The organism is Mesorhizobium sp. CO1-1-7, from assembly GCF_020164885.1.
In the GTDB taxonomy this organism is placed as follows: Bacteria; Pseudomonadota; Alphaproteobacteria; order Rhizobiales; family Rhizobiaceae; genus Mesorhizobium; species Mesorhizobium australicum.
In genome coordinates this window covers 144,154-156,693 of the sequence record NZ_JAIUHA010000007.1, presented here as the reverse complement: position 1 = coordinate 156,693, position 12,540 = coordinate 144,154, and the positions used below count along the sequence as shown (strand labels likewise).

Sequence of the window (12,540 nt, the reverse complement as noted above, 5' to 3'; positions counted from 1 at the left end):
TGTGCGGGAGCCGACGCGTGGCCTTGGGCTTGAAGAGTTTCGGTGTCGTCGCGTTCGCGCTGCTGGTCGCTGGCTGCGCCGGAAATACGCATGATCTGCTCAACAAGACGACGGTCACCGTACCAGCATCCGATATTGCGGCCACCCATGAGATATTTGTCGCCACCACCCGCCAGAAAGCGGTGAAGGACACGCGACAGGTCTTCGACGGCGACCGTTCCCTGACCACCAGTTTCGCGCGGGTCGATGTCACGGTTCCGAAGAGCCATCAGGTCGGCAACATCGAGCGCGCCAAGGGTTCCGCCAACAGCAATCCGGCCAAGGATTTTGCGGCCACGGACGTCACCTTCTACGAAGGCGCGCCGCAATTCGCCAAGGCGGTCGGCTCCGACATCGCCATGCGCGGCGACCGGGCGCTGGTTTTCGTGCATGGCTTCAACAATGGTTTCGACGATGGCATCTACCGGCTGACGCAGATCGCCCACGACACCAAATATCCGGGCACTCCGGTGCTGTTCTCATGGGCATCGAGCGCCAAGACGACGGGCTACATCTACGACAAGGACAGTTCCACCGCCGCCCGTGACGATCTCGAGGCAACGCTCAGGATGCTCGCCAAGACGCGCGTCAAGAGCATCGACATCATCGCCCATTCGATGGGAACCTGGCTGACGATGGAGGCGCTGCGCCAACTTGCCATCACCGGCGACCGCGATCTCGGCGGCAAACTGGGTTATGTCATCCTTGCCTCACCGGACATCGATGTCGACGTGTTCAAGAAGCAGATGATCCGTTATGGCAAACCCAACAAGCCGTTCGCCGTGCTGCTTTCGGGCGACGACCGGGCGCTCAAATTGTCCTCGTTCATCTCCGGCGACAAACCGCGCGTCGGCGACTATGGCGATGCCGCCGATCTCGCCTCCTATGGCGTGTCGGTGGTCGATCTGACCAAAACGAAAGGCGGTGACGGCGGCCTCAACCACGCGAAATTCGCCGACAACCCGTTCCTGGTGCAATTGCTGGGCGACCGGCTGCGCACGCCGGCCGGGCTCGCCGCGGACGAGAACCCGGCACAGCTCGCCAATATCGGTCAGGGCCTGGGAAAGGTCGTCGGCTCCGCCGCAGAAGTCATCATCACGACGCCGTTCAAGGTGCTGACCATCGCCACCGGCGGGTGAGCAGCCACGAGCGGACGGCTGGTCTCAGACGAACAGATCGACCTTCTGGAACGTCGTCACGTCGATCAGGCCGACGTCGGAAATCCTGAGCTCGGGAATGACCACCAGCGCCAGCAGCGAGTGCTGCATGTAGGCATTGTTCAGGGAACAACCCATCTTGTGCATCGCCTCGGTCAGTTTCTCGGCCTTGGCGGCGACGATCTCGGCCCGCTCGTCCGACATCAGTCCGGCGATCGGCATTTCGACCAGCGCCAGTTCCTTGCCCCTGGAGAACAGCACGACCCCGCCGCCGACTTCGCCCAGTCGGTTCACGGCCAGCGCCATGTCCTGCTTGTTGGTGCCAACGCAGATGATGTGATGGGCGTCATGGGCGACGCTGGAGGCCATGGCGCAGTCGGCCATGTAACCGAAACCGGAGACGAAGGCATTGGTGACGCCACCCGTGCCCCTGTGCCGTTCGACCAACGCGATCTGACAGACGTCGTTGCGGCGGTCCATCGCGACCAGCCCGTCCTCGACCGGCAGATCGGCCTCCAGGGCCCGCGTCGGTGCCTGGTTCTCGATGACGCCGATCACCCGCACCCGCACCTCGTTGGCGCCCTTGGGTGCCGCGATATCGAAATCGCCGGCCTTCAGTTTCTTGCCCAACTTGACGGTGTTCTTCGCCGTCTTCGGATAATCATAGGCCGGGATATCGATGTCCAGCTTGCCGCCCTTGGCCAGCCTGACGCCGCGCGCATAGACCTCGTCGATGCTCATTGCGGCGAGATCGGAGACGACCAGCAGGTCGGCCAACCGCCCCGGCGCGATCGAACCGATCTCGCGTTCCAGTTTGAAATGCTGAGCGGTGTTGAGCGTTGCCATCTGGATCGCGGTCACCGGCTTCAGCCCCTGCTGGATGGCGTGGCGCACCACCCGGTCCATGTGGCCGTCCTGGACAAGAGTGCCGGAGTGGCTGTCGTCGGTGCAGAGGATGAAATTGCGCGGATCAATGCCGCTCTCCGTCACCGCCTTGATCTGAGAGGCAACGTCGTACCATGCCGAGCCCAGCCGCAGCATCGCCTTCATGCCCTGGCGCACGCGCGCGATGGCATCCTCGGCCCGCGTGCCTTCGTGGTCGTCCTCTGGGCCACCGGCGACGTAGCCATGGAACGGCAAGCCAAGGTCACGCGAGGCATAGTGGCCGCCAACCGTCTTGCCAGCCTGAACCGTGGCGGCGATCTCGCCCGACATGACGGGATCGTTGGCGGCGACGCCGGGGAAATTCATCACTTCGCCGAGCCCGATGATGTTTTCCCAGGTCATTGCTTCCGCGACATCGGCGACCGTCAGCTCGGCGCCGGCATGCTCCAGCCCCGGTGCCGACGGCACGCAGGACGGCATCTGCACATGCACGTTGATGGGCATCGCCACCGCCTCGTCATGCATCAGCCGCACGCCTGGCAGGCCCAGCACATTGGCGATCTCATGCGGATCGATGAACATCGAGGTGGTGCCGTGCGGGATGACGGCGCGGCAGAATTCGGTGACTGTGACCATGCTGCTCTCGACATGCATGTGGGCATCACAAAGGCCGGGCACGAGGTAGCGGCCGCCGGCGTCGGCCACCTTGGTGCCCTGCCCGATCGTGTGGCTGGCATTCGGCCCGCAATAGGCGAAGCGGCCGCCCGATATGGCGATGTCGGTGCCGGCGATGATCTCGCCCGAATGGACGTTCACCCAGCGCCCGTTGCGGATGACCAGATCGGCGGGTTTGCGGCCCATCGCGACATCGACCAGATCGGTCGCCATTTCGGTCCACGGTTTGGGTTTTGTCGCGCGGACGGGCGGCTTCCTGATCATCAAAGACTCCTGTTTGTCCGACTGTGCCAAGCCGACGGCGTTTTGGCCAGCGAGGAAGAATGGATTTGCCTGGAGATTGCCGGATTACTCCGGTTTCACGTCAACTTCGACCTTGGCGTCGCCGGCTGAAATCCGCTCGGCGATACGCTCGACCTCGCCGCCCTTGAACGTGCCGCTGACCATGATTTCGCCGCCGCGTATCGGCTCCACGATGCGCGGCGACGTCACCACGGCGCCGTCGATGCTGAGATCGACAATCTTGCCGACATTTGCCCCCGTAAACCTGGCAAAGGCTTTGCCGCTGTCGGGAGTGAGCTTCAGGCTGAGCTTGGCCTGCCCCGAAACTGAATCGGGAACGGCGACGGCCTTGGCAATGATGAGCGTCAGTGGTTCGGCCACTGCGGCCTGACCGACCAGCACCACCGCCGCGACGGCCGCGACCAAGCGGAACAAGATGCGCATGAAGGATCCTCTCACGATGGCGGTGTTTCGCACGAGGCGCGCGCCACCGCAATCGCGGCAGGGCGCTACCCGCCGACTCCTTGAGACCCGCGAGGACGCTAACCGCGTTTGCAGAAATCCGATTCCGTTTTGCCGAAAATCAGGTTAGGCTCCGACCTGGGATCTATGACTCTTCTCGGGGAGTTCGATGCATCGCCTGATGGTCGCAAGTGCCGGTCTTCTTGCCCTGTCCTTGCCGGCATTTGCTGCCGACGCGACAGTCGATGTGCCGATGACCGCGCCTGGCTTCGACTGGACCGGCTACTATGCGGGCCTGCAGGCAGGATATGGCTGGGGCCGCTCCGAGATCACCACGACGGAAGGCGCGCCGTTTTCCATCACGCCGGACGTCGGCGGCGGGTTCGTCGGCGGCCATGTCGCCGGCCTCTGGCAGTTTGATCAGGCAGTGCTGGGCGCCGAGGCGGACCTCAACTATTCCTCGGTCGACGGCACGGCGCAATCGGGCCTGGGAGACACGTTCGGCACCGACATCAAGTGGTTCGGGTCGGTCAACGCCAAGGCCGGCTTCGCCATGGACCGCCTGCTGGTCTATGGCATCGGCGGCATTGCCTTTGCCGGCATCGAGACGTCGCAGACCTCGGGGCCAGGGTTCGACAACACGGGCACAAATGTCGGCTGGACCGTGGGCGCAGGCGTCGACTACGCGCTGACAGACAAGTTCGTCGTCGGCGCGCAATATCGCTACTACGACTTCGGCTCAGAGAACCACGAGGCGCCAGCCCCCTTCAACGACCGCGATCAGAGCGTGAAACTGAACACGGTCGGCATCAATCTCAGCTACAAATTCTGAACGCAGTTCCACGCGTGACGTTTACGGCCCAGGTTTACAACGGCGGCGGCTACTTGCTGGAAAGGGGGCGGCCGGCGCCCCCAAGTGGGCGGGGGGATGGGTTGGCCTGAGAGGCGCCGGCCTAGGCGGATGAAATCCGCCACGCAGATATTTACCGATGCCCGCGGCGCGCATAATTCCGCGATCGCGCCAGTATCGTTATGCCACCTCCTCTGGGTGCGCGTTCGGCCACCGCAGAACACGACTTGACGGGCTGTGTCTGGCATCTGAAAAGGACGTGCCTGCGGACGTGGCGGAATTGGTAGACGCAAGGGACTTAAAATCCCTCGATCTCTGATCGTACGGGTTCGATTCCCGTCGTCCGCACCAGAAAAAAGTCTTCAGATTTGTTTGGATTTTTTCTCTGTTGAACCGCCGCAGCATCATTTAGCCGGCGTGCCACTGCTGCGGATCACTGCTGTAACTCGGACAGCGCCCTCTGCATCGGGGCCATTGAAATCTGGATCGGGCCGGAAAAAGCCACGTCCATGTCGAAGATCAGGTAGATCGCCCCGGCAACCAAAGCCGCCGATGCCGCGTAGGTCGAAACGGTGATCGTATTGCGTGGCGCCCTGAAGCCGAAGCTGGCGAAGATCAGCACCAGCCAGGTAACCAGGAGCGTGATCAGAGGCACCGGGATCGTGCCCTCCGACTGCTCGATGAGCACCCAGCGCAACTCCAGCACCTTCTGCAAATGCTGGCGGGCGTCCTGCACAATGAAGCCATGCGCATCGTCGGTCGGCGCCAGCGCACTCAGCCGGGTGCCGATTTCCGCCAGCAACTGCTCAGAGAGCCGGTTGGCGGCGACCAGCGTCTCGCTGGTGGGCGAAGAATCACCCGCCACGCGCTGCACATAGACGACCAGCGGCTGGCGTACCGTGTCGGTTTGCGGGCCATACTGGCGCAAGGTCCTGTCGAGAAGGATCAATTCGGTCGCATAGGCGTGCACGTTGCGGTCGATCGATTCGAAGGTGTTCCTGGCCGAGTTGATCATCAGGCCGAGCATCAGCGAGGTCATGACCCCGAACAGGTTCGCGGCGTGCCGAACCACGGTGTTCGTGTCGTCATCACGATGTTTGGCTGGCAATTTTGGCCATATCGCCGTGCTGGCGAGCGCGGCCACCGTCAGGCATAGGAAGATTACCATTGCGATGAAAGCTTCGCGCATGCCGCTCATTCCGATTGGCAATGGCAAGGCGTCAGTTGATGACCGCCATCACTATTCCGGCGCGTCCTTGCGCCCTGCCGAACGCCTGCCGCGCCCCTTGTAGCCGAGATAGGTGGCCGTCACCGCCCCACGGAAGGCAAGCCAAACCAGACGCCGACGCATCGAGGCCCCCAGAGCCTTCGATCTCGATGACGGGTGTGTCATTCGATGTAAGTCACCGCACCCGTTTGCAAGTCATAGATTGCCGCGACTATCTTCAGCTTCCCCGCCTTGATGAGGCCGGCCAGCACCTTGCTCGAGGCGGCCAGTCGCCTCGCGGTCCTCCGTGCGCTTTCCTTGGCGGTGTTGTCGACGAAATCACCCGCTTCGCTCCGCGCTGCTATCGCCGCGGGCAGGATCGGTTCGATCATCGGACCGATCGCGCCAGGATAGGTCGCGTTCTTGGTCACCACGTCGCACGCCGCCTTGACGGCGCCGCAGTTTGTGTGCGCGAGAACAACGATCAAGGGCGAGCCGAGCACCGCTGCCCCGTATTCGACCGTGCCGAGCGTGGCAGTGTCGACGAGGTTGCCAGCATTCCGGGCGACGAACAGCTCTCCAACGCCGTGACCGCCGAAGATCAGTTCAGGCGGAACGCGACTGTCGGCGCAACTGATGATCGTGGCCCAGGGCGCCTGGTGTGCGGCAACAGCATTCCGCTGCGCGGCAAGGTCTATCGAGCAGAGTTCCGGGTGACCGACGTAGCGTTCGTTGCCGGATTTCAGTGCGGCGAGCGCGTCATCGAGGCTCAGCGCGGTCACCGCACCTTGGGCCGCGCGCGCCGACCATGTGGCCCCACCAACGCCGAATGCAACGAGCCCCGCGCCGGCTTTGAGGAAGTCCCTCCGGTCGACCGCTTTGCCATCACAGGTGTAGCACATTCTCAATTCCCCGCCCTGGTCCCCAAGGCATAATATGCGCTTGCTCTAATATATAGCAAGCGATCGGCGACAACGTCAGAATTGATGAGATGGCGGCGGGATGCGAGACGACGAAAGCCACCGGCAACGCAGTGCTGGGTGCCCTCATATCAACCGGCTTACCGCCTTTAGGTGACCTTCAGCGAGAAATTGCCGTGGATCTGGATGCCCAGTCGCTCGCCCTTTCTCCAGCGCACTTCCGCTCGATAAGTCGCACCGTCCAACGGCACGCGCAGCCGGAAGGTATTTGGCACTTCAACCCCCACAGCGACACGCAACTCGGCGCCATGCTCATGCTGGTTTCTGACGGCGCAGCCTATTTCGCCATCCTGCGCGATTATGAACGCCTCCTTCAAAACCACCTCGCGTAAGTGCGTTCGACGCTCTACTGGAGGTTCAGAAGGTTTATCGGTCATGGCAAGCCGCCTCCGACGAGCGAAATGCTACCAGACCAAGGTCTGCAGCTCAGGACGCAAAGGTCTGACGTTTTCGCTTAATTCGTGTATCTGACCCTTTGTACGCTCGGCACATTAGTAAATCGTGAAATATATACTCTATGGTCGTCGCCAAAATTGTCACCTGACGCTGAGACACAGACGGCGAAAATGGCATGGGGAAGCCAGGTATGTTCATCGACTTCTACGAAATGCTGGAAATCAGTCCGAATGCCAATTCGGAAACGATAGAACGCATTTTTCGGCATTTTGCCATGCGCTACCACCCCGACAACCAAGTCACTGGGAACGAGTCACGCTTCAGCGATATTCTTGAGGCTCACAACACGCTCAAGGATCCGGTCAAGCGTGCGCAGTACGACATTCAGTACAAGGCGCATTTGAACCACCGGGCCGAGCTGACCGATGAGGCGAGCAACACAAAGGGCTTCGATCGAGATTCCGTCATTCAAGCCAAAGTGCTGTCACTGCTGTATGTAAAACGCCGGCAGGACGTCAATCATCCCGGGATAGGCGATGAAGAACTCGAACGAATGTCAGGCTGTCCGCAAGAGCACCTCGAGTTTCACCTCTGGTATCTGAAAGCAAAGGGCTGGATAGCCAGGACGGAAAACGGCACGTTCGCCATAACCGTCGAAGGCGTCGATCGCGTTAATTCCGAACATCATCGTGACGCGGCCACCACCCGACTGTTGGGTCACGCGGGCTGAATTGAGATCGCTCGGTCTCTGATCAAGCCGTCACCGGATTCAGCTTCAGGTGCTGGATCAGGATGATGGTCTTGGCATCGACAATGCGGCCACCGGCGATGCCGGCCAGCGCTTCGTCGAGCGGCATTTCCAGGACCTCGATGTCCTCGCCCTCCTCCGGAGCGCCGCCGCCGGCCGAGATGCGGTCGGCGGGCGAGTAGCGCGCGACGAAGAACCAGAGCCGCTCGGTGACGCTGCCCGGGCTCATATAAGGCGAAAACAGCCGCTCGATGTCCTTCAACCGGTAACCCAGTTCTTCCTCGGCTTCCTTGCGGATGGCGGTTTCCGGATCGTTTTCGTCCAGCAAGCCGGCGCAGGCCTCGATCAGCGGCTCGCGGTGGCCGGTGACATAGGCGGGATAACGGAACTGGCGCACCAGAAGCACAGTCGAACGCTGGGGGTCATAGGGCAGGATCACCGCGCCGTCGCCGCGATCATAGGTCTGGCGGACCTGCGTCTCCCATTGACCGTCACGCCGGCGATAGTCGAGCACGGTCTTTTTCAGGACCGCCCAGTCGTCGGAGAGAACCTCTTCCGAGCGGATACGAACGCGGTCTTCCATATGACACCTCGATGCTGGCTGGCGGACGCAGGCGTAGCCGCGAAGCGGAACAGGCGCAATCCGGCGATTGGTCCAGCGCGCGCTTCACCGTCTCGTGTGTGGTATGGACGGGTGCCGTCGCCTAGATAGCGCATTCCCCTTCCCGGAGTTTTTCCATGACGACATCGCTTTTCCAGCCGATCACCCTCGATGGGCTCACCTTCCCCAACCGCATCGCCGTGGCGCCGATGTGCCAGTATTCCGCCGAGGACGGCTCGGCCAGCGACTGGCATCTTTACCACTGGATGAACCTTGCCATGTCCGGTGCCGGCATGGTCACGGTGGAGATGACCGACGTCGAGCGGCGCGGGCGCATCAGCCATGGCTGTCTCGGCCTCTATTCCGAAGACAATGAAGCCGCCGCGCGGCGCGCGCTGGATGCGGCCAAGCGCGTGGCCGCACCCGGCACTAAGTTCGGCACGCAGCTGGCGCATGCCGGCCGCAAGGCCTCGAACCGCAAGCCTTGGGAAGGCGGCGGCCCGTTGCAGCCAAACGAGGATCCCTGGCAGACCGTCTCGGCCTCGGCCATCGCCTACGACGCCGGCTGGAACGTGCCGCGCGCCCTGGACGACGAGGAAATCCTGCAGCTCGTCGAGCGGTTCGCGGACGCCGCAAGGCGGGCCGACCGTGCCGGCTTCGACTTCATTGAACTGCATGCGGCGCATGGCTACCTCATCTTCCAGTTCCTGTCGCCGCTGTCCAACCAGCGCACGGATCGCTGGGGCGGCTCACTGGAAAACCGGATGCGTCTCGCCGTCGAGATCGCCAGGGCGGTGAAGAAAGCCGCGCCGAAACTGATGCTCGGCGCACGGCTGTCGGTGAAGGACTGGGTCGATGGCGGCTTTGACGTCGCGGACGCGGTCGAGGTGGCGAAAGCGCTGAAGGCCGAAGGCGTCGCCTATCTCTGCTGCTCGAGCGGCGGCAATTCGCCATTGCAGAAATTACCCACCGGCCCCGGCTATCAGGTGCATCTGGCCGAAGCCCTGCGCAAGGGCGCGGGCATCCCGACCCGGGCGGTCGGCCTGATCGATGACCCGAAACAGGCCGAGGCTGTTATCGCCGAGGGTCGCGCCGACATGGTGGCGCTGGCGCGAGCCTTCCTCGCCGATCCGCGCTGGGGATGGCGTGCGGCCGCCACGTTCAGCGAAAAAATTCATCCGGCGCCGCAGCTCGCCCGCTCGGTGACGACGATGGAACATTGGATGAAGGCCACCGGCTGATCCCCCTTTCTCCCGTCGCGACCTTTGGGCGCAGGCCGAAGGCCACTTTTGCAACCAAATTGGCTGCTTTGCGTTGCGGCCATGATGATGGACAACAAACCCTTTGAAACGCCGGTCGTGGTCGAGCTTGGCCATGTCGGCAAATATCGCCATATCCGCTCGACCCAGGAGGCGGCCGAGTGCCTGATGACGGTGTGGCCGCTCAATCGCGGGCCTCGTCATCGTGATGCCCTCGACACTTGCCTCAAAGTGCTGGAAGGTTATCGTTCGACAGCGGAAGCGCGCCGGGCACTGATCGAGGCGGCCAGGGAATCGGAAGTGCTGGTGCCCGACGACAAGCTGCCCGACGACCGGCTGCATTGAGCAGGCGGACCTTTTAACTGGAGGTTTTGATGGCGAAGCTGACTTACAAGATCGTCGAGCATGACGGTGGCTGGGCCTACAAGGTCGGTGCGACCTTCTCGGAGACATTTCCGACCCATCAGGATGCATTGCGTGCCGCCGAGATCGCTTCGGCCGAACAGCAGGTGGCGGGTTCCACCGATGGTATCCAGTATGAGGACGCCGAGGGCAAATGGCACGAGGAACTGGCCGACGGCCGCGATCGGCCTCAGACTGAAATCTCGGATTGATCCAGCCCTGCGCCAGCCGCGGACGCTAGGAGAGACGGCGTCCCGCGGCAGGCAATACGCGGCTGCCTATTTACTTGCCGCAATACTGATCGTTGACGTTGCCCTGAGCGTTCGCATCGGGGCCTGGCGTGCTTGAGGCACAAGGCCCGGCCGGGCCGGGGTTGCCAAGCGTACTCAATCCGGAGCCGTCGGCGTTGATGCTGCCAGTGGTGCTCTGGTCGATGGCCGAGGAATCCTCATTGCCGAACAGCCACCAATTGTGATGGTTGGAATAGGTAGCGTCCGACGATTGGGCCATCGCCGATGTGGCGAGACCGATCGTCAGGACGGATGCTGCGAAAAGTTTCCTGTACATTGATTTTACTCCGTATCTTGATCTTGGCCGCCTTGGGATGCGACACGGGGTAAACCTGACCGTCAGCCGAATGGTTCCCTGAAATTCTCGTGAAGTGGCGGTGATGTCGGGTGACAAAAGCGCGTGCCGCCATGCGCTCGAAGGCTGTGACCTGTTCGGGCGCGACGGATTGCGGCACCACCTCGGCCCTGGTCGCCCTCCGCGACCGAGGACAATCCGGAAGGGCTTGTTCCCATCCTGGTCAAGCCGCGCTTGGTACTGCAATGCAGGTGTGGTGGACGTGTCGGATCGTTCGCCTTTGGACGGCATTGCCGCCGCCCATCCGCCGCGCTATTTCAGGCGACCCGTCCTGCCGGAGCGTTCCATGCCTGAAATCGTCACTGCCGCCATGCTCGTCATCGGCGATGAGATTCTGTCCGGCCGCACCAAGGACAAGAACATCGGCCATCTCGCCGATATCATGACGGCGATCGGCATCGACCTGAAGGAGGTGCGCATTGTTCCCGACGAGGAAGACGAGATCGTCGCGGCGGTGAATGCCGTGCGCGCGCGCTATACCTATGTCTTCACCACCGGCGGCATCGGCCCGACGCATGACGACATCACAGCCGATTCGATCGCCAAGGCGTTCGGCGTGCCTTGCGAATACGATGCCAAGGCCTATGCCCTGCTGGAGGCGAGCTATGCCGCGCGCGGCATCGAATACACGGAGGCACGCAAGCGCATGGCGCGGATGCCGCGCGGCGCCGACCATATCGACAACCCCGTCTCCGTGGCGCCCGGATTCCGCATTGGCAACGTCCATGTCATGGCCGGCGTGCCCTCGATCTTCCAGGCCATGCTCGACAATGTCGTGCCGACCTTGAGAGCCGGCACCAAAATGCTGTCGGCCACGGTGCACTGTCCGTTCGGCGAGGGCCTTGTCGGCGGGCCATTGGGCGAGATCCAGAAAGCCCATCCGGATACGATCATCGGCTCCTACCCTAAGTATGGCGACGGCAAGTTCTGGACCGAACTGGTCGTTCGTGCCCGCAGCGCGAAGGCGCTCGAAGCCGCGCGCGCCGACGTCGAGGCCATGGTGGCAGGCTTCGCGGCTGAGGCGAGCTGATCCGCTGCAAACCGGAACCAAGAACGACGCTACAGCGTTTCCATGGCGCGGGGCTCGTCGCTCGCACGATCGAGGGGTCATCATGCGTTTCAAGACCATCGTTGCCATTCTGCAGAACGAGCAGGACGCCGAGCGGGTGCTCGACTGCGCCATTCCGCTTGCCAGCCGCTTCGAGAGCCATCTGATCGGCATCCATGCCGAGGCGCTCCCGGTGCCCTACACGTCGGCGACGGGCTTTCCCGATACGGAATTCCTGCAGGTTTCCGCCGACATGAACCGGGAGCGGGCCGACAAACTCCAGGCTGTCTTCCTGAAGCGGATCGAGGATTCCGGCCTTTCCTTCGAATGGCGCAGCCTGGAGAGCTTCTCCGGCGACAGCGCACTGACCGGGATTTCAAGCGTGCGCGCCTCCGATCTCATCATCGCCGCCCAACGCGAGACCGGCGGCGATCCGAGCGCCGACGTCGATACGCTTGTCTACGACGCCGGCCGGCCGGTGCTGGTGGTGCCGAGTGCGGGTCCGCTGGTCACCACCTTCAAACGCGTGCTGCTTGCCTGGAACGGCAGCAAGGAGGCCGCGCGCGCCGCCTTCGATGCCTTGCCTTTCATCATCGAGGCCGAGAAAACCGACATACTGGTCATCGATCCGCCCGATACGCTCGACGAGCGCCCGGAGGCCGCGGGCGCCGAAATCGCGTCGGCCCTGTCGCGCCACGGCGCCACCGTTAGCGTCTCGGTGCAGAAATCGGGCGGCACCTCGGTCGACGACATAATCCAGAACAGGATCACCGAGACCGGCGCCGATCTGCTGGTGCTTGGCGCCTACAGCCACTCCTGGCTGCGCCAGCTGCTCTTCGGCGGGGTAACACGCTCGGTGCTGCGCTCGGCACAGGTCGCGGCCTTCCTGTCGCGATAAGTCCAC

General features: G+C 62.7%; 15 protein-coding genes and 1 tRNA gene. 9 read left to right on the top strand and 7 right to left on the bottom strand.

What is annotated here, in order from left to right; all coding sequences use genetic code 11:
- Positions 1-17 precede the first annotated feature (17 nt).
- Positions 18-1,178 (top strand): alpha/beta hydrolase, encoded by a 1,161-nt coding sequence (locus LB516_RS16920; RefSeq protein ID WP_224682273.1) that lies wholly within the window; start codon positions 18-20, stop codon positions 1,176-1,178.
- 24 nt (positions 1,179-1,202) lie between these two features.
- Here the strand turns inward: LB516_RS16920 and ade are convergent, their stop codons facing one another.
- Together ade and LB516_RS16910 are read right to left on the bottom strand one after the other, a co-directional pair.
- Positions 1,203-3,020, bottom strand: coding sequence for an adenine deaminase (gene ade, locus LB516_RS16915; protein WP_224720029.1), 1,818 nt, complete (start codon positions 3,018-3,020; stop codon positions 1,203-1,205).
- Between the two features lie 84 nt (positions 3,021-3,104).
- Positions 3,105-3,482 (bottom strand): SecDF P1 head subdomain-containing protein, encoded by a 378-nt coding sequence (locus LB516_RS16910; protein ID WP_224720028.1) that lies wholly within the window; start codon positions 3,480-3,482, stop codon positions 3,105-3,107.
- Positions 3,483-3,669: 187 nt separating this feature from the next.
- On the opposite strand from LB516_RS16910, the gene LB516_RS16905 reads away from it, so the two are divergent.
- Positions 3,670-4,332 carry an outer membrane protein gene (locus LB516_RS16905; RefSeq protein WP_224682275.1) on the top strand — a complete coding sequence of 221 codons (663 nt, stop codon included), beginning with the start codon at positions 3,670-3,672 and terminating at the stop codon, positions 4,330-4,332.
- Positions 4,333-4,615: 283 nt separating this feature from the next.
- Positions 4,616-4,701 (top strand) — tRNA-Leu (locus tag LB516_RS16900).
- A gap of 82 nt (positions 4,702-4,783) precedes the next feature.
- Here LB516_RS16900 and LB516_RS16895 read toward each other — a convergent pair.
- The 3 genes from LB516_RS16895 to LB516_RS16885 all read right to left on the bottom strand — a co-directional run bounded on the left by LB516_RS16895 (position 4,784) and on the right by LB516_RS16885 (position 6,914).
- A complete protein-coding gene (locus LB516_RS16895; protein WP_224682276.1) occupies positions 4,784-5,539 on the bottom strand; it encodes a DUF4239 domain-containing protein in 756 nt (251 codons plus the stop codon).
- A gap of 200 nt (positions 5,540-5,739) precedes the next feature.
- On the bottom strand, positions 5,740-6,339 hold the full coding sequence (locus LB516_RS16890; RefSeq protein ID WP_224643686.1) for a carbonic anhydrase: 600 nt from the start codon (positions 6,337-6,339) through the stop codon (positions 5,740-5,742).
- Between the two features lie 287 nt (positions 6,340-6,626).
- On the bottom strand, positions 6,627-6,914 hold the full coding sequence (locus LB516_RS16885) for a PilZ domain-containing protein (RefSeq protein WP_224682278.1): 288 nt from the start codon (positions 6,912-6,914) through the stop codon (positions 6,627-6,629).
- A gap of 209 nt (positions 6,915-7,123) precedes the next feature.
- On the opposite strand from LB516_RS16885, the gene LB516_RS16880 reads away from it, so the two are divergent.
- Positions 7,124-7,663, top strand: coding sequence for a J domain-containing protein (locus tag LB516_RS16880; RefSeq protein ID WP_015318076.1), 540 nt, complete (start codon positions 7,124-7,126; stop codon positions 7,661-7,663).
- A 22-nt stretch (positions 7,664-7,685) separates the two neighbouring features.
- On the opposite strand, the gene LB516_RS16875 is transcribed toward LB516_RS16880, so the two are convergent.
- Positions 7,686-8,264 carry an NUDIX domain-containing protein gene (locus tag LB516_RS16875; protein ID WP_224682279.1) on the bottom strand — a complete coding sequence of 193 codons (579 nt, stop codon included), beginning with the start codon at positions 8,262-8,264 and terminating at the stop codon, positions 7,686-7,688.
- Between the two features lie 155 nt (positions 8,265-8,419).
- Between LB516_RS16875 and LB516_RS16870 the strand changes: the two genes are divergently transcribed.
- From LB516_RS16870 to LB516_RS16860, 3 genes are all read left to right on the top strand, one after another.
- On the top strand, positions 8,420-9,523 hold the full coding sequence (locus LB516_RS16870; protein WP_224682280.1) for an NADH:flavin oxidoreductase/NADH oxidase: 1,104 nt from the start codon (positions 8,420-8,422) through the stop codon (positions 9,521-9,523).
- 84 nt (positions 9,524-9,607) lie between these two features.
- A complete protein-coding gene (locus LB516_RS16865; protein ID WP_032935880.1) occupies positions 9,608-9,886 on the top strand; it encodes a DUF982 domain-containing protein in 279 nt (92 codons plus the stop codon).
- A 29-nt stretch (positions 9,887-9,915) separates the two neighbouring features.
- The gene (locus LB516_RS16860; protein WP_015318080.1) at positions 9,916-10,155 is read left to right on the top strand and encodes a DUF2188 domain-containing protein; all 240 of its coding nucleotides are present in this window, start codon (positions 9,916-9,918) and stop codon (positions 10,153-10,155) included.
- Between the two features lie 70 nt (positions 10,156-10,225).
- Here LB516_RS16860 and LB516_RS16855 read toward each other — a convergent pair whose 3' ends face one another.
- Positions 10,226-10,510, bottom strand: coding sequence for a hypothetical protein (locus LB516_RS16855; protein WP_015318081.1), 285 nt, complete (start codon positions 10,508-10,510; stop codon positions 10,226-10,228).
- Positions 10,511-10,874: 364 nt separating this feature from the next.
- Between LB516_RS16855 and LB516_RS16850 the strand changes: the two genes are divergently transcribed.
- Complete coding sequence (locus LB516_RS16850) at positions 10,875-11,618, top strand: competence/damage-inducible protein A (protein ID WP_224720027.1); 744 nt, start codon at positions 10,875-10,877, stop codon at positions 11,616-11,618.
- Between the two features lie 82 nt (positions 11,619-11,700).
- Entirely contained in the window at positions 11,701-12,534 is an 834-nt protein-coding gene (locus LB516_RS16845; RefSeq protein WP_224720026.1) for a universal stress protein, read from the top strand.
- The last annotated feature ends 6 nt before the right edge of the window (positions 12,535-12,540 follow it).